Origin of the sequence: Thermoflavimicrobium dichotomicum, assembly GCF_900114055.1 — a bacterium.
GTDB lineage: Bacteria > Bacillota > Bacilli > Thermoactinomycetales > Thermoactinomycetaceae > Thermoflavimicrobium > Thermoflavimicrobium dichotomicum.
Map to the genome: position 1 here is coordinate 124,403 of NZ_FORR01000002.1, position 25,179 is coordinate 149,581.

Genomic DNA, 25,179 nt, shown 5'->3' on the forward strand with positions numbered 1-25,179 from the left:
TCTATCGATCCTGTGCTGATTCATCCCCATCCTGATCATAAAAAAAAACCCAGCAACCATTTGATTGCTGGGATCCATTTCATTATTGTTTATCCAATACTTTCATGACTTTGCGAACCGACTCAGCCGAACGATCCAGTGCCGCTTTTTCTTCTTCTGTTAACTCGAGTTCGATGACTTTTTCCAAACCGTTACCACCTAAAATGGTTGGAACGCCTAAATACATATCATGATATCCGTATTCCCCTTCAAGATAAGCAATCGCTGGGAGGATACGTTTTTTGTCTTTTAAGATCGCTTCAGCCATTTGAACGAGCGAAGCTGCCGGAGCATAATAAGCACTTCCATTTCCTAGCAGGTTAACGATCTCACCGCCACCTTTGCGGGTGCGTTCGACGATCGCATCCAGACGATCTTTTGGAATCAGTTTTTCCAGTGGAATTCCACCTGCATAAGAATAACGTACTAGCGGAACCATATCGTCTCCATGTCCACCCAAGACAAAACCGGTTACATCTTCAACAGACACGTTTAGCTCTTGGGCTACGAAAGTACGGAAACGGGCGGTATCCAGTACACCGGATTGACCAATAACTCGATTTTTTGGGAAACCAGAAGTACGGAACACTTCATAGGTCATGGCATCAACCGGGTTGGTCAGTACAATAATGATACTGTTTGGTGAGTATTTCACCACTTGTTCCGTTACTGCACGCATGACTTTGGCATTGGTAGATACCAGGTCATCACGGCTCATACCTGGTTTACGGGCAATACCTGCTGTAATGATCACCAGATCAGAATCAGCTGTATCTTCATAGTTACTGGTTCCAATAATGTTCACATCGAAACCTTGCACTGGACTTGCTTCCAGCATGTCTAAAGCTTTACCTTTTGTTGGGTTTTCTGCTTGTGGGATATCAACCAACACGATATCTCCCAATTCTTTTTGCGCCAACATCAATGCAGTGGTTGCACCCGTAAAACCTGCACCAATTACAGAAATTTTACGACGGCGAATCGTCATTCCCTTTTCCTCCTGTCCAATTTCTTTGTTTGATCGATCACAAATTTTTAATGAGATGATCAGCGAACTCCGAACATTTCACTTCTGTTGCACCTTCCATGAGGCGTGCGAAGTCATAAGTTACTGTTTTTTGGGAGATGGTTTTGCCCATCGCTTCATAAATCAGATCAGCCGCTTCTTGCCAGCCCAGGTGCTCAAGCATCAAGACACCGGATAAAATCACTGATCCAGGGTTTACTTTATCTAAACCGGCATATTTTGGTGCTGTTCCATGGGTTGCTTCAAAAATGGCATGTCCGGTCTTATAGTTGATATTGGCGCCTGGGGCAATACCGATTCCACCCACTTGTGCCGCTAAAGCGTCGGAAATATAGTCACCATTGAGGTTCATGGTTGCAATCACATCATATTCTCTTGGGCGGGTAAGGATTTGTTGCAAGAAAGCATCAGCAATGACATCTTTGACAATCACTTTACCGGCAGCTTCCGCTTCAGCCTGTGCACGGTTTGCTGCTTCGGTTCCTTGCTCTGCCTTGATTCGATCATACTGGGCCCAAGTAAATACACGATCTCCATACTCACGTTCAGCCAGTTCATAACCCCAGTTTTTAAAAGCTCCTTCTGTAAACTTCATGATATTTCCTTTATGCACCAGGGTTACACTCTTACGGCCATGACGAAGCGCATACTCAATCGCTGCACGAACCAAACGTTCCGTACCTTCCTGGGATACAGGCTTAATGCCGATACCGGATGTTTCTGGGAAGCGAATCTTCTTGACACCCATTTCTTCTTGCAAGAAGCGAACCACTTTTTTTACTTCCTCAGAACCAGCTTCCCATTCGATCCCTGCATAGATATCTTCAGAGTTTTCCCTGAAGATGACCATATCCACATCTTGCGGGCGTTTCACAGGGCTTGGTACTCCTTCAAAATAACGAACAGGGCGCAAACATACATACAGATCCAATTCTTGACGCAAGGCAACATTTAAAGAACGAATACCGCCTCCAACCGGAGTGGTCAATGGTCCTTTGATGGCCACCAAATACTCACGAACTGCTTCGAGTGTATCTTCTGGCAACCATTCGCCCAATTTATTATAGGCTTTTTCTCCAGCATACACTTCAAACCAAACAATTTTCTTATTACCTTTATAAGCTTTTTCTACAGCAGCATCCAAAACACGTTGGGCAGCTGCCCAAATATCCGGACCGGTTCCATCTCCTTCGATAAAAGGAATAATCGGACGATCTGGTACACGTAATGTTCCGTTTTCAACGGTAATTTTTTCACCATCTGCTGGCGGTTGCAAATGTTGGAATTTGGACATAAACACACCCCATCTTTTTGTTTCTAGTTTGAACTTGTGAGCGGTTTTTTCTCTAAAAAATTTTTGTGTGAGCGGGCAAAAATTAATTATGTAGAACTCGATAATAATTATACATAACTTAACCATCAACCGCCATGACTAAATCGATCTCCCACATCAGCCATTTTTATGATTGGCTATGGCAAAGCCGTCTTGGCCACTGCAATCTTTGTAGACAAGACGGCTATAAACCAGCGCTTAGCGCTTATCAATTGGAACATATGACTGATTGGTCAATCCAGTGTATTCAGCACGTGGACGAATCAATCGATTATCTGCATACTGTTCCATCACATGTGCAGTCCAACCCGTAACCCGGCTCATGGCAAAAATAGGGGTAAACAAGTCCTTGTCAATGCCAAGATAGGTGTATACAGAAGCAGAGTAGAAATCCACATTGGGTTTCAGGCCTTTTTTCTCATAAACAAGACTTTCGATTTGTTTGGACATCTCGAACCATTTGGTATTTCCAACTTGTTCACCAAGCTGACGAGACATCTCTTTCAAGTGCTTCGCACGTGGATCACCATCTTTATACACACGATGACCAAATCCCATGATTTTTTCTTTGCGTTCCAGTTTTCCGTTAATATAGGATTCGATCCGTTCAGGGGTTTGAATTTCTTCCAACATTCTCATTACCGCTTCGTTAGCCCCACCATGTAATGGTCCTTTCAATGCGCCTATAGCTGCTGTAATAGCCGAATACATATCAGCAAGAGTACCAGCTGCTACACGTGCAGTGAACGTAGAAGCATTTAACTCATGATCTGCATGTAATGTCAACGCTTTGTCAAATGCTCTTTTTGCAACTTCCGTTGGCTCTTTTCCAGTAAGCATATAGAGGAAGTTTCCTGCAAAGCCTAGACCTGCTTTTGGTGCAACAGGTTCCAATCCTTTACGCAAACGATCAAAAGCGGTAATAATTGTTGGAATTTTAGCTGTTAGTTTAACCGCTTTCAAATAGTTGACTTCCGGGTCATTTTTATCGGCATCTGGATCAAACATCGCCAGAGCAGAAACAGTCGTACGCAATACAGCCATTGGATGCGCATCTTTGGGATACTGTCGCAATTGTTCCAATAATACATCAGGTATAGAAGCATGCTCATCCAATGTCCGTTTTAACTCATCCAGTTCTGCTTGCTTGGGAAGACGGCCTTTCCAAAGCAAAAAAATAACTTCTTCAAATTGCGCATGGTCTGCCAAATCATCAATATTAAATCCGCGATAAGTAAGAACTCCATCAACAATGGAACTGATTTTGGACTCTAGTGCTACTACTCCTTCTAAACCTTTTGCTACGGTCATACGATCACTCCTTCACAAAGTGTGGGATCTCTATTGGGCAGTTGCGCCATAGACGGACTCTAAATGATGATAAAGTCTCTGCCCTTGTCTAGTTGTTTTTAGTTTATCATAAAATAGTTTTATTATCATCTTATGTGTTTTATGAGAAAATGGTCAACGTTCTATCAGAAAGAAAAAAATGGTATAATAGAGTTTGGTTTGATTGATATCGGAGGTAGGTTCATGTCCCAAACATACTGGTTTCAAATTTGCATGAGAACTTTGCTCGTTTTATTGATTGCTACTGCCATTTTTTTCGCATTGTATTTTATTCTGCCTCTTGTCTATCCATTTATCATTGCATGGGTTATCGCTATGTTACTCGATCCCATGGTCAATTGGCTGGAAAAAAAAGCCAGATTTCCCCGTTGGTTAGCCGTCACCCTGGTATTGTTGGTTTTACTTAGTCTGATCAGTATCTTCCTGATTTTCTTGATCAGTGAACTTGTTGTTGCCTTGGCTCGATTAGCCGATGAACTACCTGACTTTTTCAAAAAGATGACACAATTGTTCATGGACACTTTCCAAGACAACCAGAATATCAGAAAAATTGTGGAAACCGTACAAAACTATTTGACGCATAACCCGCAACACCAGCAAAATATAGTCAATAGTATCTCCAACAACATCGAGCTCATGGCCAAAAAAGTGAGTGAGCTCATTACGGAGCTTTTAGCTGGCATTGGCACATTCTTAAGCAATTTACCTTATTTTATCACCGTGCTAATCTTTATCATTTTAGCCACCTTTTTTATAAGCTTGGACTGGCCAAGAATCAAACAAAAGTTGTATCATATCACTCCCAAACCTTTGAAGAAAACGGGTGGCATGGTTTTTTATGGCTTGAAAAAAGCGCTGTTTGGTTTCATTCGTGCCCAACTTGTCCTGATCACCATCACTGGCTTGATCATGTTAGTCGGGCTTGTCATCCTTCAAATCGAACATGCGGTAAGTATTGCCTTTTTTATCGCCATTATCGACTTGCTCCCTTATTTAGGAGTAGGTGCTGCCATCGTTCCCTGGAGTCTTTATCTATTTTTGACGGATCAGTTTAGCCTGGCGTTTGGACTGTTAATTATCTATGCGGTCATCATTGTTGTACGTCAATTTTTGGAACCCAAACTGGTAGCCAACAATGTGGGGCTAGATCCCCTGATCGTCTTGATCGCTTTATTTGTGGGACTTAATCTGTTTGGTGTATTGGGGCTTATTATCGGGCCTGTAATCACTGTCGTTTTATTGACCTTAAACCAGGCAAATGTTTTTAGAGATATTTGGACCTTTATTGTAGGCAAAACAAAACATTCATAAACAACAATGGGGCTCCTTTTCCGTTTCGTTCTCATTCAACATTCACCAAAGGAAAAGGAGCCCTGACATCCAAAAGGAGACTTTCTAAACAAGCCAAGTCTATGTCAAGATGCAAGCTTTACATCGCAGTCCAAATTATGGACGATATATACGATACTCCATTTTTTTCTGTAACCATTTTACGACCAAACGCTTGATCACCTTTCGCGTATACGGAAAAACTAAAAGAAAACCTGTAATATCGGTTAAAAAACCGGGAGTAAGCAGCATGACTCCACCAACTAATATACATGCTCCATCCAAAATCGCTTCACCAGGTGGCTCTCCTCGATAGATCTGCTCGCGAGCAGCCCGGATTGTTTTAAAGCCTTCACGCTTGGCCAAATAGACACCTAGCACACCTGTCAGGATCACTAATAAAATGGTAGGGATTGTACCAATCATTTGTCCAACAGAAATGAGACCCCACAGTTCAATAATTGGCACTAAAATAAAGATGAAAACCCCAATCCAAAACATCCCACTCAACTTCTTTCGACTAAGGTTTGTGTCAACTGTTCATATATATGCGGAAAGTCTATATCCAACCTGACCCGTTTCATTTCCCGATTGACCCATAAATGCTTGGTTGAACCTGTGGCTAATAATTTATGATCTGCTTTCCGCAATATTTCATACTGGAAAATGATTTTTGAACCATTCATCTCTTCCACCTGCGTTCGTACAATTACCTCATCATCATAACGAGCGGGAGAGCGATATACACAATTCACTTCCACCAATGGGAGAAGCAATCCCAGTTTTTCCAAATCCTTATATGAGATCCCCAGTTTACGAACCCAATCTGTTCTGCCCACTTCAAACCAAACGATATAATTTGTATGATAAACAACACCCATCTGATCTGTTTCCTGATAACGAACACGTATCGTTGATTCTGAAATCATTTTTCCCTTTTCCATTCCCAACAGTTGTACCTCCCCTATTTTGCCTTCAAATAGGTATTATATCAAAAGAAAGCAAATAAAAAAAAATCCATCATTGACATGATCAGATGGATACACATATTTCACGTATATATCTCACATAATGAGAATAGCCAAACTTACTTTATCCGGTTAGAATATAAGCAAAAAGCCAATAACAAACCTTTCGATATGAAAAGCCAGAGGGAAGGAGGTATTTTTATGAAACTTCGGAAGAGAAAGCAAAGAAGGAAAAAACTTCGTTGGTGGATCTATCCGCGGTTACGGTTGATATAAATATTCATAATTTACCATGAACAGGTCATATAAAAGCGCTGGATTTATAGCCAGCGCTTTTTCCATTTACAATACATTGGCTCGTCCCGAATAAATGTGTCCTCGCTCTGCATCTACTGTAATTTCCGTTTCATTTTTCAAGAGATTCATTGCATCCTGAACACCAACCACCACAGGAATTCCCAAACTGACTCCCACTACTGCCGCATGAGAAGTCAACCCACCTTCCTCTGTAATAACGGCTCCAGCTCGCACAAAAGAATCCATCATATCTTTATCGGTCGAGCGAGTCACTATAATGGCTCCATCTACCATCTGTTTGCGAATCTCTTCAGCGGTTTCTCCGATCACTACTTTCCCATAGACCACTTGCTTTCCAATACCCTGTCCCTGAGCCAATACTCCACCGATGACATGCACTTTCATCAAATTCGTCGTACCAGGTTGTCCTACGGGCACTCCTGCTGTAATGACAACCAAGTCGCCCTGGCTCACATACTTTGTTGTCAATGAAGCAGCAATTGCTGTCTTGAACATATCGTCTGTTGTTTCACAGCTAGGTCCGAGAACAGCATGAACTCCCCAAACCAATGACAATTTTCTCATCACCGCATCATTGGGTGTAACAGCAATAATCGGTGCTTTTGGACGATATTTCGATACCATCCGTGCCGTATAACCACTTTCTGTAGCGGTAATAATCGCCGCACAATCCAAATGGGTTGCAGTATGTACAACTGCCTGACTAATGGATTCGGTAATTCCCGGATGAAATTCTCTCGTTCCTGAATAAAACCGCTCTTTATACTCCAAGGCAGCTTCTGTTCGTTCAGCAATCCGAGCCATCATTTGCACCGATTCTACTGGATACTTACCTGCAGCTGTTTCTCCTGAAAGCATAATCGCATCGCTTCCATCAAATATGGCATTCGCCACATCGCTGGCTTCTGCCCTTGTAGGCCGTGGATTCTTTTGCATTGAATCCAGCATCTGTGTCGCGGTAATAACAGGCTTACCCAATCGATTACACTTGCGAATCGCTTCTTTTTGAACCAACGGAACCTCTTCGGCAGCAATTTCTACCCCTAAATCTCCCCGAGCAATCATCAGACCATCTGACACTTCCAAAATGGCATCCAGATTATGGACCCCTTCTTGATTTTCTATTTTTGCGATAATATGAATATCTGCTCCATTCTCTTCTAAAATGCGACGAATCTCCAACACATCTTCAGGTTTTCGGACAAAAGAAGCGGCAATAAAATCGACCTGGTGCTCAATGCCAAATAAAATGTCATCTGCATCTTTTTGTGTGATACTGGGCAGATTTACTTTTATCCCTGGAAGATTAACCCCTTTTCTACTTTTCAGAACTCCACCATTTTCGACGGTACAGTAAATTTCTGTCCCTTCGACTTTATCGACAGTTAAACCAATTAAACCATCATCAATTAAAATTTTTGATCCCGGCTTCACATCTTCCGCTAGGCCTTCATAGGAAACAGATACACGCTTTTCATCACCTAGAACCGGTTCCGTTGTCAAGATAAACTTGGATCCGGCCAGCAATTCGACTTGTGGAACACTCAAATCCCCTGTGCGGATCTCTGGACCTTTTGTATCCAATAAGATCGCCACGGTTTTCCCTTCTTCTTTTGCTGCTTGGCGAATATGTTGAATCCGTTTTGCATGTTCCTCATGCGTACCATGTGAAAAATTTAAACGGGCAACATTCATCCCGCTGGCGATTAATTTGCGTAGTACATCAATTTGTTCACTGGCTGGGCCGATAGTGCAAACGATTTTTGTTTTCCGTACCATGTTGTATCCGCCCCTTTAAATCGACAGTATTTTAGACAAATCATAGAGTGACATAATTGGCTCATGTTTTTGCTGCAATGCCTTTTCAAAGTCTACACTAATCACCTCATTATTGCGAATCGCAATCATTTGCCCCGACTTTCCTTGCATTAAACATTCAACAGCTTTTGCACCCATACGACTTGCAAGCACACGATCAAAAGCGGTAGGCTTTCCTCCGCGTTGAACATGCCCTAACACCGTCAGTCTGGTATCCAAACCTCTTTCTTTCAACTCCCTGGCAATATCAACGGCACTACCTACACCTTCAGCCACCAGGATAATACTATGTTTTTTCCCACGCGCTATACTTTGTTCCAACCTAGTAACCAATTCATCCAATTGCATAGGAGATTCAGGGATGATAATTGATTCTGCTCCACCGGCCAAACCTGCCCATAAAGCGATATCTCCTGCATCTCTACCCATTACTTCTACCACAAAGATCCGCTCATGAGAAGATGCAGAATCCCGAATTTTATCCAATGAGTCCAAAACTGTATTGATCGCTGTATCAAAACCGATCGTAAAATCGGTTCCGGCAATATCATTATCAATCGTTCCTGGTACTCCAATCGTTGGAACTCCTAACCTTGCCAATTGTCTTGCTCCACGAAATGTTCCATCCCCACCGATCGTAATCAAACCATCAATTTGATGCTTCTTCAACTGATCGACTGCCTTTTTTTGCCCTTCTTCAGTACGAAATTCATCACTGCGTGCACTATACAAAATCGTGCCACCTCGATGAATAATATCTCCTACCGCACGCAATGAAAGAGGTTTTATATCTCCCTGAATAAGCCCACTATAACCCCTGTATACACCATATACTTCCAAACCATAATAAATCCCACTACGTACGATGGCCCGAATCGCCGCATTCATGCCAGGTGCATCTCCACCACTTGTTAGTACACCAATCCGCTTCATTGTCAAATCAACTCCTTGATACTAAAATATCCTGTCCCACAGGGACAAAAAACGACCAACGAATAGTAAAAAAGAGAAACCGACTAGCGGCTTCCTTTCGATGCTGGCTCCAAATACCTTCCAATTCGAGCATATTTCTGATAGCGATCTTCTACTAACTCTTCAGGCGTCAACTTTAGCAACGAGTTCAGGTGTTTGACAATGGCCTTCTTGATATAGGCAGCTTGCTGATCTGGATTCCGATGTGCTCCTCCTTTAGGCTCAGGGACTATTTCGTCGATGACGCCCAAGGATTTCAAATCGGCGGAAGTAATTTTGAGGGCTTCTGCTGCTTGCTGCGCTTTACTTGCATCTCTCCATAAGATCGCAGCAGCACCTTCTGGAGAAATCACTGAGTAATAGGCATGTTCAAGCATCAGTAATCGATTGCCCACACCGATTCCGAGTGCACCTCCACTTCCACCTTCACCTGTCACAACACAAATGATCGGTACGGAAAATCCAGCCATCTCTCTCAAGTTTCGAGCAATTGCTTCACTTTGTCCACGTTCCTCTGCTTCAATTCCAGGATAAGCTCCTTGCGTGTCTATAAAGGTAATAATCGGACGTCCAAATTTATTTGCCTGTTGCATTAAACGCAACGCTTTCCGGTAACCTTCTGGATGTGGCAAGCCAAAGTTACGGGCAATCTTGTCTTTGGTATCAGTCCCCCGCTCATGGCCGATCACAGTAACCGGACGCCCATCTAACTTGGCAATTCCTCCAATAATCGCTGGATCATCCCCATACAAGCGATCCCCATGCATTTCCATAAAATCGGTAAAAATCGAGCGAATATAAAAAAGGGTAGTCGGTCGGCTCGTATGACGAGCGATTTGGACCTTTTGCCAGGTAGTGAGATTGCCATAAATTTCCTTCTCTAACTTCTCCGCTTTTTTTTCCAGGGTAGCAATCTCTTCACTTAAATCAATGGCTTTTTCTTCGGTAAATTTTTTTAGCTCCACAATTTTATCTCTTAACTCTATAAGCGGTTTCTCAAAAGGTAAATAACCATTTGTCATGAGTTCTCTTAAATCCTCCCTTATGCGTGGAACTCCAAAATTTTGATTAACGTATCACGCAATTCGAGACGTGAAACAACCATATCCAGCTGACCATGCTTTAACAAAAACTCTGCTGTTTGGAAATCATCAGGTAGTTTTTGCCTTACAGTCTGTTCAATTACACGCCTACCTGCAAACCCAATCAACGCACCTGGTTCAGCGATATTAATATCACCCAGTGAAGCAAAGCTCGCCGAAACTCCACCTGTAGTCGGATTCGTCAAAACGGATACAAACAAAACCTTTTCCCGGTTCATTTTCTCGAGGGCTGCACTGGTTTTCGCCATTTGCATCAGCGATAACACACCCTCTTGCATCCGTGCCCCTCCTGAAGCACAGAACAAGATAAATGGATAACGCTTCGTTGTCGCTCTTTCTGCAGCCCGAGCAATTTTCTCGCCTACAACGGAACCCATACTTCCCATACGGAACCGAGAGTCCATTACACCGATCACCGCAGGGTATCCACCAATCGTTCCTTCACCTGTAACAACAGCTTCATTGAGCTTTGTCTTTTCCTGATCCTGCTTCAGCTTTTTCGTATAGTCTGGAAAAGAAAGAGGATCTTCAGACAACAACTCTGCATCATACTCAAAAAAACGCCCCACATCTACAATCGAACCAATTCTTTCTGGAGCAGACATAGGAAAATGATAACCACATGACTTACATACTTTTAAGTTCTTCTCTAATTCCTTCGCAATCAAAATGGTTCCACAGCTCGGGCATTTCTGCATAATACCCTCTGGGATCTCTTTTTTTGCCTGTTCAGACGGAATGGTTGCATATTTACGCTGTTTGCGAAATAACTCCTTAAACAAGTGTAACACCTCATCTGAGTGAAACTTTCCTTATTAGTATTCTTGTCACCAACGAAAACAGGTTGCATCATTCTCTCGCCATCATAGTCCAGCTTTAGACGAAAAGAAAAGTGGTAGGTTTATCCTGTAAAAAAGCGTTTAACTTTCAAAATTAAGGGTACAAAAATAAGCACATAGTGTTTTGAAGAAAACTCCAAACTTCTTTTGGATAGAAACTCAATCAAACATTTTCTTCCACATTTTCATCAGCCAAAAACAAATTTTGCGGTTTCCCATCATCTGTAAAAGTGACAAATCTTGACCACATTCTCAAAAGAAAAGACAACAAATTTTATTGGAAAATAATTGCCTCATCCCTTAGTACCCGAGCTTCATGCATTCATGAAACAGGATGCCTCATCAAAACTTTTTACGATATAAAGAGGAGCTAGAATTAGTTTATACCATTTTCAATTGTCGGACAAGTGAACAGGTCTTTCCTGATCAACAGTTTTCTACTTTATTCCATTTTGCTTACAGTAATAAAGCGCATTATATCCAATGATCCGTCATTCATCAACCAGGAGCAACTTCTCACTGACAAGAAAGGAATGATCTCTCTTTAATTTTTTTAAATTTTACACTCACTTTTATGATCCATTCTTATTTTATCGTAAAAAAGGCATTATCTACAATTCATAGAATTATATTTTTAAAAAAGGTAAATTTAAGAAAAATGGTTAGGAGGCTTTTTCCCCTTTCATGTTTGGATAGCTTGTTGACAATGATTCTTTCTTTATGGATCTTTCTTTTCCGGCTTGTCCTTTTGTCTTTTATATTCAAAAGTCATGCAACTGGAAAAGAAATCCCTTCACTTGTCAACAGCTTTGCTGAAAGGATGGGGAAAAAGCCTCCTTCTTGATTACCCGACAGCCGTTCTTGTCAGACGCAATGTTTTTTCATAGATTTCATTCGGATCTACATGAATGCCTGCTTCTCCTGTCTCCATAGCCGTTGTTGCCACTGCTTTCGCCACAGTTGGCGCCACTCTCGGATCAAATGGAGCCGGAATGACATAATCAGGCCGAAGTTCTCTTTCGCTAATGAGGCTCGCAATCGCATAAGCTGCCGCCACTTTCATTTCCTCATTGATTTTATGTGCTTGAACATCCAAGGCTCCACGGAAAATTCCAGGGAAAGCCAATACATTGTTTACCTGGTTTGGAAAATCTGAGCGCCCTGTGCCCACAACTTTTGCTCCAGCTGCATATGCTTCTTCAGGCATAATTTCCGGAACGGGATTGGCCATCGCAAAGATAATCGGATCACGATTCATGGAGCGAACCATTTCTTTCGTTACTGCTCCTGCCACTGATACTCCAATAAATACATCGGCTCCCTTTATCGCCTTGGCCAAGTCCCCTTCAATACGATCACGGTTGGTAAATTTCGCAATCTCTTCTTTCACCGCATTCATGCCATAAGGACGTCCTTCATAAATGGTTCCCCGACTGTCACACATAATGATATCTTGTACACCTAAACGAAGTAACAGTTTTACAATCGCAATTCCAGCAGCACCAGCTCCATTCAACACCACACGGATTTGATCCATTTTTTTGTTTACTACTTTTAACGCATTGATCAGTCCCGCCAGTGTAACAATCGCCGTCCCATGCTGGTCATCATGGAAAACGGGGATATCCAATTCCTGTTTCAAGCGCTCTTCTATGATAAAACAGTTGGGAGCTGCAATATCCTCCAAATTGATTCCGCCAAACGTTGGCGATAACAATTTGATCGTTTCTACAATTTTGTCTACATCTGTCGTATCCAGGCAGAGCGGAAAGGCATCAACCCCAGCAAAAGCCTTGAACAAAACCGCTTTTCCTTCCATCACAGGCATAGCAGCGTGCGGACCAATATTCCCAAGTCCCAGTACAGCTGTTCCATCTGAAATAACAGCTACCAAATTCCCCTTGATGGTATATTCATAAACAGATTCTGGGCGATTATAGATTTCACGACACGGTTCGGCTACTCCTGGAGAATAAGCTAAACTCAAATCATGTGCATTATCTACAGGTACTTTGGATTGAACGGACAACTTTCCGCGATGCGCTCGATGTATATGCAAAGCTTGTTCACGCAAGTTCGCCAATTTCATCGCTCCTTTTTCTACTTCCAGCTATTGACCAACATTATAGCAGAACAGTCACTGGAATAAAATAAGCTCGTTGCCATTTTATACATATCTTTTTATATTATCTCATTTTGATAAATGTCGAATTTTTAGAAATATATGTGAATTGTAGATAGAGAGGGATCAGTATAGAATATACGGAATTATTGATTCTTTACTACTACATTTCATGATAATCACCTCCTTTTTAAATATAAAACTTAAATTAATCTGATTAAATTTTACTTAAAAAGCAAAGGAATACTGAGCAGTATTAGTCAAATATTTTTTAAAAGAGTGATAACTAGAGATGTATGATTATTCAATTTACCCATTTTCTATATGTAAGAATAAATATATCACATTTAAGCATCAAAATAAACATACTATTTGATAAATATTGCATAATAATTCATGTTGATTTCATAAAGGTGTTGTAATAAAATGAATATTAGAAAATATTAGACATATAAAGATCGACCAACATGTGTGAAAATGCCGTTTTGTTTCGATGCCCCAGCCACTCAATCAAAAGTAAAGTGAGAGAGATTCTCATGATCTTTTCGTTTCCCATGTTCCCAGAAGCTTGGGCCAAGCCTAAAGCCATCAAAATATTGCATGACGAGATTCGCCACCGCACGGTTTCGGACTTTAAAGGCAGTAACCAGAACATCCTGATCAAACAACAAGCAGAACAAGCAAAGCTAACCATTCGTGATCCAAAAGAAAAAGCGATTTACACATCTCCCATCCTTTCTTCCAGGATTTCTTTTACCGATGTGGGTGCTCACTGGCTAACAAAGTGGAACAAGTATAAATACAGCCATCCAAGTACAAATCCGCGCTTCCAAAGACCAACAAACCTGGACAAAATGGGAAACGGTTCAAGTCGACGAATTTCAAAAAAAAGAGAATGCCCCCAACAAGCGCATATTTGGCGAGCTCCTTCTCGGACTGCGTGGTAAATATATTCAGTATCAGATCTTGTTTCATGGCCAGTCACATGAGCAACCAGAGATTATGGATTTCACTCTTACCCTCATTAACTCAGAAGAGGGGAAACAGGTCGCCTATCAAGGGAATCAGAAGCGGATTTCCCTTGCAACTTTTCCCTCTACGAAATCAAACGGTGACTATAAAGCGCCTACCCATATGATTGTTCATCATACCGCTGGCCCCAATAACGACCCGGATCCTGCTGCTCGCATTCGCTCCATTTACTTTTTTCATACAGTTACACGTGGATGGGGTGATATTGGGTATAATGCCATCATTGGCAGTGATGGAAAGATTTACGAGGGACGCCATGGGAAAGATGGGGAAATTTTAACCAATGGAGTCGTTGGTGCACATGTTTATTCCTTTAATTATCACACTTTCGGCGTATCAATGATGGGAAACTACGACGAGGCCAAGCTGCCCAAACACATGAAAAAGCCGCTGGTCAATCTCCTTGCTTATGTAGCCAGCCTGAACCAGATTGATCCGCTAGCAACCAGAGATTATATTCGTCATCATTCCTATCAAGACGCCAATGTACCCAAAGTCGATCCCAATATTCCGACACTGACTGGCCACGGCCTGCTACCCCGTACTTCTACTAGCTGCCCCGGTCAGGATCTGAAAGCTCATCTTCCTGAGCTTCGCCGACAAACGGCAAAAAAATTAACCCCCAAGCAGATCATCGTCGATAACCGATCCACTAAAAACGTCCGCATCGGTCAGTGGAATACCCAGGCACAGAAGTCATCCAAATATAACGATGGTTATGAATATAGTTCGGAAGGAAAAGGAAGTCATCAATTTGTCTGGAATTTCCGCTTGCCTGTATCAGGAACATACCGTGTTTTCGTTTGGTATCCAGATGAAATCGGTCAGGCAACCAATGCACCTTATACCATTTACACAAAAAATGGGGCTGTAACCAAAGAGGTGAACCAACGGGAAAATGGGGGTACATGGGTGGAGATCGGCTCATATGAATTTGCATTTGGTTTAAACAAAATCATTCTATCCAACAACGCCAATGGTCCAGTCATAGCGGATGCCATAAAACTGGAACCAGTCTCTTCAGATGATGAAGAGGAAGTGTAATCATTTGCTAGTGTAATCTTCTGAAGATCGCCAGCTTTTTCCGACTGTAATGCACATCGATCATCAGTCGTTCTAAAAAGGTGATGGCACCCGTTACCAGCGTAAACCAAAGACCTTCCTCTGAAAAGAATCCATGAAAAGAACCCGCCAAATAGGTGTAAAACCCTTTACTCTTTATGATTGCGAGATTATTGTACTCCAGGGACAATCGGACTCCCCACCAAATGGCTGCCATATTCGCTATGATGAGCAAAATGCTTGCTAACTGAACAGAAAAAGAACGTCTGAATACAAAGATCGTAAAACGTACAAAGACCAGTCCCATCACGACGCTGAAGATAGTTTCGAGCCACAAACCACATACCAACAGAAGAAAAGCGGTCATCCCCACCCAACCCGTGATTTTTGCCCCAATAACTACCTTCCCCATAGATCCCTCCAGACTATTTCAAAACAACATACTTTTATCATACAATTATCCCAGCCTTTTAAAAATAGACGGCTGGGATAATTGTATGACAGATCTATTGCATTGTATTTCATCGCTGTTCAGTTCATGAAGGAACCCTGTTGATCTCGTGCACGATCCGTAAAATATCTTTCCACATCGGGGTAATCATGGGCAATACGAGCAGAGGCAGCAGCAGCCACACCTGCTACCAAATCATCGAGAAACACGTGGATTTGCTTGTCATGATTATTGAGTTTCCTCAAGATGCCTTGTTTATCTTTATCCAAATAGCCGAAGCTGGTTAATCCAATCGAGCCGTATACATGGATGATACTTAGCGTTAAAATTTCATCTACGCCATACAATGGTTCATCCACTTCCATAATGGTCTGCAATGGTTCAGGCAACAATCGTTGCTCAGCCAATTGATCCAATGAAATGCCTGTAATAATCGCATGCTGAACTTCTCGTTTCTTTAAGACCGATTGCACGCTCTCTATACACTCTTCCATCTCCAGCTCAGAAATGTAAGGAGCTTGGAGCTCATAGACCAACCGGGCAATCTCTTCAATTTTTACCCCACGATTTTCCAAACACTGCACCACATGCTGGTAAAACAAATGTGTCACCCTCTATTCTAAAGTCGATAATATCCCATCATATGCGATGTTTTTATACTTGTTGACAAATCTTTTTCAAGTGAACAGCTTGATATCCTAAGAGTTCCTCAATTTGACGAATACATTCCTGAGATGGTGAAATTCCATACTTTTGCATTGGAAGCTCCAATAACCTTTTCTTACTTTCATAGTACAAAAACACAGGAGCCTGACCTCGATGGGATAAGAGAATTTGTTTTAATTCTTCGAGGGTGTGAGTTTGCTCATGTTGTTTGGAGATACGAATGTAAACCTGCCATTTGTTTGCGACTGGAGCTTCTTTCGTGATGGTCTTTAAGTCCTGACACGTTTCTGCAATGATTTTGACTCCATTTTCGTGCAATTGAACTACCCCTGTAACCAACAATGGTTGATCCTCAGACAAAAACATTCGTGCCAACGTAAATACGCGTGGAAACACTACCACTTCCACGGTTCCAACCTCATCTTCCACTTCCAGGAAGGCCATAAGCTCTCCTTTTTTTGTCTGCACCTGCCGACAATGGGTAATGACACCTGCAATGGTAACGGTTTGTTGGTCACGTTCATGAGCCAGTTCACTGATCAGATGCGTTCTTCTGTTACGTATAACCGCCTGATAAGCGTCCAGTGGATGGCCAGATAGATAGAGTCCTAGCAATTCTTTTTCAAAAGCCAGTATTTCCTTGTGTGTATAGGGCTTGATATTGTCATAACGATGTTGCAAATTCGCGCTCTCTTCCATCTCTTCACGAAATAGGCTCAGTTGATCATCGGATTTTCTACGCTCAAACATCCAGCTTATTTCCATGATTTCATCCAACATCGCCAATTTTTGTGCCCGATGTCCGGGTAAACAGTCCATCGCCCCACATTGGATGAGCGATTCCAATACCCGGCGATTGCACACCCGCAAATTGACACGCCGGCAAAAGTCAATCAAATCACGAAAAGCCCCTTGTTTTCTCGCCTCTAGTATAGACTGAATCGCCAATGAGCCTACATTTTTGATCGCACCCAACCCAAAACGAATCGCCTGTTTTTCAATGGTAAATGTTTCATCGCTCGTGTGGATATCTGGCGGCAGAACCTGGATTCCCATTCGTTTGGCTTCGTGAATATACTCTGTCATCTTGTTTTGGTTACCTACCACCGTCGTTAACAGTGCTGCCATAAAAGCAAGAGGATAATTCGCTTTCAAATAGGCGGTTTGATATGCCAAAACGCCATATGCAGCTGAATGACTGCGGTTAAAGCCATAATTGGCAAAACGCAGAATTAACTCATACACTTTTTCCCCAGTTTCCTGATCATAGCCATTTTGGATACAGCCATGAATAAAGGCGTTTTTTTGTTCATCCAACAGCTCCCGCTTCTTTTTACTCACGGCTCGACGTAAAATATCGGCTTGCCCCAGGCTAAATCCAGCCATTTTGGCAGCAATTTGCATAATCTGCTCTTGATAGACAATAATGCCATAGGTATTTTTGAGAATTTCCTCCAGATCAGGATGAGGGTACTCTACTTTTTCCAAACCATGCTTGGCCCGGATAAAGCGCGGAATTTGCTCCATGGGACCTGGACGATACAACGCAAGTACGGCAATAATATCCTCAAAAGTGGATGGTTTCAGTTCCCGTAACACTTTGCGCATTCCCGCTGACTCCATTTGAAATACACCAGTGGTTTCACCGCTGGACAGGAGCTCATAAGTAGCAGGGTCATCATAATTGGAAGCCTTAAATGAAACAGTCTTTCCTGTCTGTTTTTTGATCAGCTGAATCGCCCGTTCAATCACAGTCAGATTGCGTAAACCAAGAAAATCCACTTTTAATAACCCGATATCTTCCAGTACTTCCATGGGATATTGCGTCAGTGGAATGCCATCGATTCCCTCCTGTAATGGCACATGATCCGTAAGCGGCGTCTGCGATATGACAACACCTGCCGCATGAGTAGATGCGTGACGTGGCATTCCCTCTACCTTGGCTACATGATCAAGCAATGTCGCCAGCTGTGGATGCTGGTGTAATTGCTTTAACCGCGGCTCTGCCTCATAAGCCCGTTCGAGAGTCATTCCCGGACTGGCTGGAATCATTTTGGCCACTTGATCCACTTGTTGATAAGGCAGCCCCATAACCCTCCCTACATCACGTACAGCAGCGCGCGGGGCCATGGTTCCAAAAGTGATAATCTGAGCAACTCGATCATCTCCATATTTCTCTTTTACATAACGAATGACTTCATCACGGCGTTCATAGTTAAAATCAATATCAATATCCGGCATGGTAACCCGTTCTGGATTCAAAAAACGCTCAAACAACAGGTTGTAACGAATGGGATCGACATCTGTAATCTTGAGTACGTATGAAACAAGACTGCCCGCAGCAGAACCACGTCCAGGTCCGACTGCAATTCCTCTTTCATGTGCAAATTTCACAAAATCCCATACGACCAGAAAATAATCGTTAAAGCCCATCGCATCAATGATGGCAAGTTCATAGTACAATCGTTCCTCGATTTCCTTGGTTAACGTTCCATACCGATCCTTTGCCCCTTCCAAACATTTGGCATGGAGATAGTCTTTGGCCGTCCAACCTTCTGGAACGGGATATTTCGGCAACAATCTTCCTCCCAGTGGAATGCTTACCTGACATCGCTTTGCGATCTCTACTGTATGATGCAAAGCTTCGGGTACATATGAAAAAAGCTGGGCCATCTCCTGAGGGGATTTCAGATAAAACTGATCCGATGGAAAACGAAGACGTTCTTCATCTGCCAATTTCGCTCCTGTCCCAATGCATAATAGACAGTCATGCACCTGATGATCATCCTGATCCAGGTAGTGAACATCATTGGTCGCAATCAGTGGAATGCCCATCTCCTTCGACCAAGCGATCAGTTGGCGATTGACTCTTTGTTGTTCTCTCATTTGGTGATCTTGCAGTTCAAAAAAGAAATGATCTCTCCCAAAAATATCGAGATACTCCCATACCAACTGTTTGGCAAGCTCCATTTTTCCGGCCAAAATCGCCTGTGGGATCTCTCCAGCCAGACAGGAGCTTGTCGCAATGATCCCCTTTGAATATTTGCGCAATAACGTTTTGTCAACACGTGGCTTATAATGAAAGCCATGCAGATGCGCTTCCGTTGTCAATTTGATCAAATTGCGGTATCCCTCATTCGTTTCAGCCAATAAGAGCAAATGGTAAATCTTTTGCTCACTCCGCTTTGGTTTCTCCCGATAATCACCGTTGGTCACATATACCTCACAGCCAATAATCGGATGAATACCTTCCTGTTTGCACGCCTTATAAAAAGGAACCACTCCATACATGGCTCCATGATCCGAAATCGCCAAAGCCTTCATTCCTTGCTCTTTTGCTTTTTTCACCAATTCTCCAATCCGCGCCGCACCATCTAACAAACTGTATTCGGTATGCACATGAAGATGAACAAAGTCCTTATTCATCTTGATCACCCAACCTATTCATTCACTCTTTTTACTATCTTATCATGAAATGAACAAGCATACGAACACATCTTCTCCACTATCTCATCCACATATTACCAGCAAGTCCCTCATAACTATGAACTAAATCGTACAAAAAGGTAGGTTTTGTGGAATGGAACAACAATTCTGGCAAACAACGATTCTGGACTTTTTTATCGCGTTAGGAGTGGTACTTGGTGGTGTAGCCCTGGGAGGACTTGGGGCCTTTTTGACCAATGACTATCCAACAGAACGCATGCTTCGCCTTGCTGAACAGCTGAAGATTTGGGCAATGGTAGCCGCATTGGGAGGGACCTTTGATACCATTCGAGCGATCGAAGTCAATGTGTTAGGTGGACAACTCGGCCAGGCTGGACAGCAGCTTGCTTTTATCGTGAGTTCATTTATCGGAGCTCATATCGGAGTGCTGTTCATTCGTTGGTTTTTCCAAGGTGAGATATAAAATGGTAAAAAAATCACTTTCAAATATAAAAAAACACGGTCGCTCAATCATTTTATTTCTAATTGGAAATATTGTCGGTTCGGCGAGTTTTCTTTTTTTGTATAGCCAAAAGCTGGACAGCTTATACTTGGAACGAGATGCGATATACTACGCAAACAACCAAAAATACAAACAGATTCGCAAACTGGAACAAGAGTTAGCCAAACTTTCACAGCACAGAATACCATCTCCCAATCGAGAGGAAACCATCAAAAAAATCATCGTGGAAGTAGACAGCACATATCGTTTTGGTGCTGAAATGATTAAAGCTCAAGTCGAAGCCATGCTGGAACCCTTTTTGGACAAGTCCATGCAACTCATTAGCAACAATCCTGAACTCGTTGAATCCGTTTTACAAAAAAAACCGATTCCCATTGATGCCGAACAGACCCAAAAAGTACAAGTGCACGTCAAATACTTATCCTTTTATAATGAAACATTAAAAATATGGGTAAAGGCAGAAGAAAATACTGGTGAAGATTTGACAAATTATCAAAAATAGATGAAAAAATATTCATTTTATGGTATATTTAATTTATCAATTCAAACATCGCTAATATGTTGGTTCTTCAAAAGGGCTTTTTCTTTGTAAAGGAAGTCGTGAATGTTTTCACTTTCACAAACCTATGCTTCGATCAACAGGGATGAACTGAATCTTGATTTTGTGGTATACTGTATTTTAACACTTCAGGTGTTTTAAGTCTTACACCCAAAAATAAACCAACGGAAGGGGGAACTAATGATGATCATTAGTCGTAAACAATTGGCAAGAGAAAAGCTGGAAGAACTTAAAAAAGGTTATTCAGTTTATGCTGAAACCGAAGAAGTCGCTGGCTACATTGAAAAAGAGCTTTCTTCTTTGGACATGACGGTTCACATTGACCGTACCCCGCTTGGATGTTGGTTTATCCCTGAAGCGTCAAACTGTGAGGAACACACTTACTAATGATCATGCTATTTCAGCGCCTCATCTTCAAGATGAAGGCGCTATCTATCATTTATTCCTATACATATTTAGCCTGTTGATCGTAATTGCATAGGAGGCTTTATTATGAATCTGGTTCTCATCATCATTATCACTCTGTTTATTCTAAGCACTTTTGGTACCATCTATCATAGCATCATGAAACGCAAATCCGTCAGCATCAAGCGCCAGCTCAATCAAGCCTGGATGAATATTTATATGGGAATTCTCTTTATCTCTATTGCCATCCTGCTCCTACTCGCTCCTGATTACCGAGCATGGCGCCTTGTTCTCATTTCGCTGATCTTCCTCTTGGGGATGATCAATCTGTACTATGGCATCAAAAACAAACGATTGTTAAGTCAAGAAAACAACCAGGAAACAAGTTAAAGGATGAACCTGTAGCCGTAGCCTTTTCTTTCATCGAAGCCGATGCAGACTCTTACTGACTGCTTCGATGATTCCCTCTATCCATCGGCCGCAGGTTTTCTTTTTTCTTCACTTGTCTATTACTTGATTCAAATAGAAAGGGCGAATCGGATGCGAATCAATCATATTACCTTCTCCGTTTCCGATCTCGACAAGTCCATCCGCTTTTATGAACAGGTACTGGGAGCCAAGTTGCTAGTCAAAGGCGAAAAAACCGCCTACTTTGATCTGGATGGACTTTGGTTGGCATTAAATGTGCAAAAAGAGATCCCCCGTAATGAAATCCATCACTCTTATACTCACATTGCTTTTACGGTTACCGATGAAGAAATCCCACTCTGGGAAGAAAAACTTCAAAAATATGGTGTCCCCATCCTGGAAGGCCGCAAACGGGATGATCGTGAAAAACAGTCGATTTACTTTACTGACCCAGATGGGCACAAGTTTGAAGTGCATACAGGAACACGTGAAGACCGGATTCAGTATTACAAAGATACGAAAAAGGACATGGAGTTTTATACTTAAGGCATATTACGGAAGCTTTTTCAGCAAGCTGATATTTAGATCTACTCTACACAAAAAAGACCACTGACTTTTCCCAGTCAATGGTCTTTTCTATTAACGCTCGATGGTATGGGCAGTCATCAACGCTTTGGCCACGACCTGGCCTTCATGCATGACCTCGATATCCAGCTTGGCCTGCTTGCGGCCAAGATCAAGGATTTTGGGAGCGATTTCAATTGTACTTTCCAGCTGTACCGGTTTCAGTGTATACAAGCTAAAGTTTTGCACAGACATATCGCCACGGCGGAGGCGACGCAAAACACGAAGGGAAGTTTCTGTGATGATCGAAGTTAATACACCGGTACTCAGCGTTCCAAGTGAATCCGTCATTTGTGGAGTGACCTGGCCGCGAAACATGATATTCCCTTGCCGGTCACTGATTTCCTCAAAGCCACGAAAGCTGAGATCCTGAATCGTTTCGCCCACTTGTGGTTGTTTTTGCATATATTGCAGGGACTTAATGACATCCTGGCGGCTAATGACACCAATCAAACGTTTTTGTTCATTCACTACTGGCAGCATTTCAATTCCTTCCCAAACCATTTCGTGAGCGGCAGATGCCAGTGATGTTTTGGGTGTTACCACGATGGGATTTTTCGTCATCGCTTTTTCGATGAGGTCATCAGCCGTATACCCCATCACGTCTTTGGCCGTGACAATACCAACCACCCGTTTGGAGTCATCAACCACCGGATAACGGCTGTGCCCTGTTTCTTTTACCTTTTCATGGAAACGGGCAACGCGATCATGCTCATGCAAATAGATGAGCTCTTGCTTGGTATAAAGCATATCTTCCACAAGCAAAATCTCTTTCTTGATTAATCGGTCATAGATGGCACGGTTAATCATGGACGCCACAGTAAAGGTATCATAACTGCTGGAAATCACAGGTAGTTCCAATTGATCTGCCAGTTGCTTTACCTTTTCGGTTGCATCGAAGCCGCCCGTGATGAGAACAGCCGCGCCACGTTCCAAAGAGATGCGATGGACATTATCCCGATTTCCCACAATCAACAGATTGCCGGGCTCGACATAGCGCATCATCGCTTCCAGTTTCATTGCACCGATGACAAAGCGATTCAACGTTTTATGCAGCCCGGCTTTTCCTCCCAACACATTGCCATCGACAATATTGACTACTTCAGCAAAGGTGAGGCGCTCGATATCTGAACGCTGTTTTTTTTCAATCCGTACCGTTCCTACGCGTTCAATCGTATTGACCAAGCCTTGTGCTTCAGCATCTTTAATCGCGCGATAAGCGGTTCCATCACTCACATTTAATTCCTTTGCAATTTGACGGACAGAAATTTTATGTCCCACTTCCAAGTTTTCAATATATTTAATAATCTGTTCATGTTTGGTAGTCAAACCGGTCACCTTCTCCCTTATCGGCTCTTAAGCTGTATTATATCAAGAAAGAAGGACATAAAAAAAGAGACGGTTTCCGGGGCCGTCTCTACCAAAGGGGGTTTTCATCCTGATCTTATTTTAGATTATTTACATTACAGTATAATTACAAACGCTTTACATTTTTATATCTTCTGCCTGGCAAGTATTCATGTACGATCAGAGCAAAGGAATCTTATATCTTTCCCCTATGCTATTGCTTTACCAAAAGTCGGATATAGTTCAAAGGAGAATTCGGCAGGAATTTCCTTGTCCAATTACAGAGTGATGCTATTTCCCGCTTCCATCACAATTCCTTTGATCCCCTTTTTCTCCAGCTCCTGGACAAATTGATGGGCATCCTGTTGAATCAATGGGAACGTGTTGTAATGGATGGGAACCACTTGTTTCGCATTTACCCATTCAGCTGCGAGTAATGCATCCTCTGGTCCCATGGTAAAGTTGTCTCCGATGGGTAAAAAGGCTAAATCAACGGGTTTTCTCATGCCAATTAACTTCATATCCGAGAAAAGTGCGGTATCTCCTGCATGATAAATGGTTTTGTCTCCCAGGGTGAGTAGAATTCCTGTTGGCATCCCCAAATAGATGATTTCTTTTTTGTCCCCTTCCTCAATGGTAAGACCAGTACCATGGAATGCAGGAGTTAATTTTACACGCCCAAAATCGAAGGCATAGCTACCACCAATGTGCATGGCATGAGCCTGGACACCTTGCCATCCTAACCATGTTGCCAGTTCGAAGTTGGCAATGACCGTAGCCTGATTGTTTTTGGCAATCGTGACCGTATCTCCCAGATGGTCTCCATGACCATGGGTGACCAGAACATAATCGACTTTTACTTCTTCGGGCGAAAGTTTCGCTGCAGGATTTCCACTAAGGAACGGATCAATGATCAAACGGTGGGATTCGTGTTCAATCAGTACACAAGCATGTCCCAAAAAGGTAATTTTCATCGTAGGTAGCCTCCTTATTTTTCAGCCTTGGTCTCCCATTTTTTAAAGAGATCGTTTGCAGGCTCCAAAATAATTTTTTGAATATCATTCATAAAAATACCAAAACGCTCTTCAGCCTGTAAATATTTCATAATTGCCGGAACACCCTGTACTGCCATCGTCAGTTTTTCCATATGTTCTTTTTTCTCCGGGGTTGGCTCTTTTCCTTGCATAATCAGCGATTGTACTTCCATTTGCAATTTACGGAAATTGATGAGCATCTCTTTAAACTTTGGATTATTTTCCACTTCCTGTTGAGCTTCTTGCAACTCTTTGTATACGTCGGATCGGCGAATGCTACGTGCCAAGCTATGTGCAAAATCATAAGGATTTTGCATAGAACTTCTCAACTCCTCCTCCGTATATTGCTCAATTATTTTATATCACACTTTTTCAGATTTTGACGATGTCCTGCCTGCCATTTGATCAAGGTGATGGATTTCAT

Annotated in this window: 24 protein-coding genes; 8 read left to right on the forward strand and 16 right to left on the reverse strand. The window is 42.3% G+C overall.

Going from position 1 to position 25,179, the window contains the following annotated elements; translation table 11 throughout:
* Positions 1-82 precede the first annotated feature (82 nt).
* From mdh to citZ, 3 genes are all read right to left on the reverse strand, one after another.
* Positions 83-1,027, reverse strand: a complete 945-nt coding sequence (gene mdh / locus BMZ78_RS03045) for a malate dehydrogenase (protein WP_093227903.1) — start codon at positions 1,025-1,027, stop codon at positions 83-85.
* 37 nt (positions 1,028-1,064) lie between these two features.
* Positions 1,065-2,360, reverse strand: a complete 1,296-nt coding sequence (icd, locus tag BMZ78_RS03050) for an NADP-dependent isocitrate dehydrogenase (protein WP_093227905.1) — start codon at positions 2,358-2,360, stop codon at positions 1,065-1,067.
* A 237-nt stretch (positions 2,361-2,597) separates the two neighbouring features.
* Positions 2,598-3,710 (reverse strand): citrate synthase, encoded by a 1,113-nt coding sequence (gene citZ / locus BMZ78_RS03055; RefSeq protein ID WP_093227907.1) that lies wholly within the window; start codon positions 3,708-3,710, stop codon positions 2,598-2,600.
* A 222-nt stretch (positions 3,711-3,932) separates the two neighbouring features.
* On the opposite strand from citZ, the gene ytvI reads away from it, so the two are divergent.
* A complete protein-coding gene (gene ytvI / locus BMZ78_RS03060) occupies positions 3,933-5,060 on the forward strand; it encodes a sporulation integral membrane protein YtvI (RefSeq protein ID WP_175482260.1) in 1,128 nt (375 codons plus the stop codon).
* A gap of 135 nt (positions 5,061-5,195) precedes the next feature.
* Here ytvI and BMZ78_RS03065 read toward each other — a convergent pair whose 3' ends face one another.
* From BMZ78_RS03065 to ystJ, 7 genes are all read right to left on the reverse strand, one after another.
* Complete coding sequence (locus BMZ78_RS03065; protein WP_093227910.1) at positions 5,196-5,579, reverse strand: FxsA family protein; 384 nt, start codon at positions 5,577-5,579, stop codon at positions 5,196-5,198.
* A gap of 5 nt (positions 5,580-5,584) precedes the next feature.
* A complete protein-coding gene (locus tag BMZ78_RS03070) occupies positions 5,585-6,022 on the reverse strand; it encodes an acyl-CoA thioesterase (RefSeq protein ID WP_245739731.1) in 438 nt (145 codons plus the stop codon).
* Positions 6,023-6,388: 366 nt separating this feature from the next.
* Positions 6,389-8,143, reverse strand: a complete 1,755-nt coding sequence (gene pyk, locus BMZ78_RS03075; protein WP_093227912.1) for a pyruvate kinase — start codon at positions 8,141-8,143, stop codon at positions 6,389-6,391.
* 15 nt (positions 8,144-8,158) lie between these two features.
* Positions 8,159-9,115 (reverse strand): 6-phosphofructokinase, encoded by a 957-nt coding sequence (pfkA, locus tag BMZ78_RS03080; protein WP_093227913.1) that lies wholly within the window; start codon positions 9,113-9,115, stop codon positions 8,159-8,161.
* An 83-nt stretch (positions 9,116-9,198) separates the two neighbouring features.
* Positions 9,199-10,176 carry an acetyl-CoA carboxylase carboxyltransferase subunit alpha gene (locus BMZ78_RS03085; RefSeq protein WP_093227915.1) on the reverse strand — a complete coding sequence of 326 codons (978 nt, stop codon included), beginning with the start codon at positions 10,174-10,176 and terminating at the stop codon, positions 9,199-9,201.
* Positions 10,177-10,196: 20 nt separating this feature from the next.
* Entirely contained in the window at positions 10,197-11,039 is an 843-nt protein-coding gene (accD, locus tag BMZ78_RS03090; protein WP_093227916.1) for an acetyl-CoA carboxylase, carboxyltransferase subunit beta, read from the reverse strand.
* 901 nt (positions 11,040-11,940) lie between these two features.
* Positions 11,941-13,179 (reverse strand): NADP-dependent malic enzyme, encoded by a 1,239-nt coding sequence (gene ystJ / locus BMZ78_RS03095; RefSeq protein ID WP_425263906.1) that lies wholly within the window; start codon positions 13,177-13,179, stop codon positions 11,941-11,943.
* Positions 13,180-13,754: 575 nt separating this feature from the next.
* Here ystJ and BMZ78_RS03100 point away from each other — a divergent pair.
* Complete coding sequence (locus BMZ78_RS03100) at positions 13,755-14,165, forward strand: hypothetical protein (protein ID WP_093227919.1); 411 nt, start codon at positions 13,755-13,757, stop codon at positions 14,163-14,165.
* A 55-nt stretch (positions 14,166-14,220) separates the two neighbouring features.
* Positions 14,221-15,294, forward strand: a complete 1,074-nt coding sequence (locus tag BMZ78_RS03105) for a golvesin C-terminal-like domain-containing protein (RefSeq protein WP_093227921.1) — start codon at positions 14,221-14,223, stop codon at positions 15,292-15,294.
* A 7-nt stretch (positions 15,295-15,301) separates the two neighbouring features.
* Here the strand turns inward: BMZ78_RS03105 and BMZ78_RS03110 are convergent, their stop codons facing one another.
* The 3 genes from BMZ78_RS03110 to BMZ78_RS03120 form a co-directional block, all read right to left on the reverse strand.
* Positions 15,302-15,724: a hypothetical protein gene (locus BMZ78_RS03110; protein ID WP_093227922.1), complete on the reverse strand. Its 423-nt coding sequence runs from the start codon at positions 15,722-15,724 to the stop codon at positions 15,302-15,304.
* Positions 15,725-15,843: 119 nt separating this feature from the next.
* Positions 15,844-16,365 (reverse strand): phosphatidylglycerophosphatase A family protein, encoded by a 522-nt coding sequence (locus BMZ78_RS03115; RefSeq protein ID WP_093227924.1) that lies wholly within the window; start codon positions 16,363-16,365, stop codon positions 15,844-15,846.
* A gap of 52 nt (positions 16,366-16,417) precedes the next feature.
* Positions 16,418-19,855: a DNA polymerase III subunit alpha gene (locus tag BMZ78_RS03120; protein ID WP_093227925.1), complete on the reverse strand. Its 3,438-nt coding sequence runs from the start codon at positions 19,853-19,855 to the stop codon at positions 16,418-16,420.
* 154 nt (positions 19,856-20,009) lie between these two features.
* Between BMZ78_RS03120 and BMZ78_RS03125 the strand changes: the two genes are divergently transcribed.
* From BMZ78_RS03125 to fosB, 5 genes are all read left to right on the forward strand, one after another.
* Positions 20,010-20,339, forward strand: a complete 330-nt coding sequence (locus BMZ78_RS03125) for a YtrH family sporulation protein (protein WP_093227927.1) — start codon at positions 20,010-20,012, stop codon at positions 20,337-20,339.
* A 1-nt stretch (position 20,340) separates the two neighbouring features.
* Positions 20,341-20,880 (forward strand): sporulation membrane protein YtrI, encoded by a 540-nt coding sequence (locus BMZ78_RS03130; protein WP_093227928.1) that lies wholly within the window; start codon positions 20,341-20,343, stop codon positions 20,878-20,880.
* Between the two features lie 237 nt (positions 20,881-21,117).
* Positions 21,118-21,324 (forward strand): YtzJ family protein, encoded by a 207-nt coding sequence (locus tag BMZ78_RS03135; RefSeq protein WP_093227930.1) that lies wholly within the window; start codon positions 21,118-21,120, stop codon positions 21,322-21,324.
* 105 nt (positions 21,325-21,429) lie between these two features.
* Positions 21,430-21,732 (forward strand): YtpI family protein, encoded by a 303-nt coding sequence (locus tag BMZ78_RS03140; RefSeq protein WP_093227931.1) that lies wholly within the window; start codon positions 21,430-21,432, stop codon positions 21,730-21,732.
* Between the two features lie 150 nt (positions 21,733-21,882).
* Positions 21,883-22,296, forward strand: a complete 414-nt coding sequence (gene fosB / locus BMZ78_RS03145) for a metallothiol transferase FosB (RefSeq protein ID WP_093227933.1) — start codon at positions 21,883-21,885, stop codon at positions 22,294-22,296.
* Positions 22,297-22,389: 93 nt separating this feature from the next.
* Here the strand turns inward: fosB and BMZ78_RS03150 are convergent, their stop codons facing one another.
* The 3 genes from BMZ78_RS03150 to BMZ78_RS03160 form a co-directional block, all read right to left on the reverse strand.
* Positions 22,390-23,703 carry a DRTGG domain-containing protein gene (locus tag BMZ78_RS03150; protein ID WP_093227934.1) on the reverse strand — a complete coding sequence of 438 codons (1,314 nt, stop codon included), beginning with the start codon at positions 23,701-23,703 and terminating at the stop codon, positions 22,390-22,392.
* Between the two features lie 296 nt (positions 23,704-23,999).
* A complete protein-coding gene (locus BMZ78_RS03155; RefSeq protein WP_093227936.1) occupies positions 24,000-24,695 on the reverse strand; it encodes a metal-dependent hydrolase in 696 nt (231 codons plus the stop codon).
* 14 nt (positions 24,696-24,709) lie between these two features.
* Positions 24,710-25,072 carry a YlbF family regulator gene (locus BMZ78_RS03160; protein ID WP_093227937.1) on the reverse strand — a complete coding sequence of 121 codons (363 nt, stop codon included), beginning with the start codon at positions 25,070-25,072 and terminating at the stop codon, positions 24,710-24,712.
* Positions 25,073-25,179: the final 107 nt, after the last annotated feature.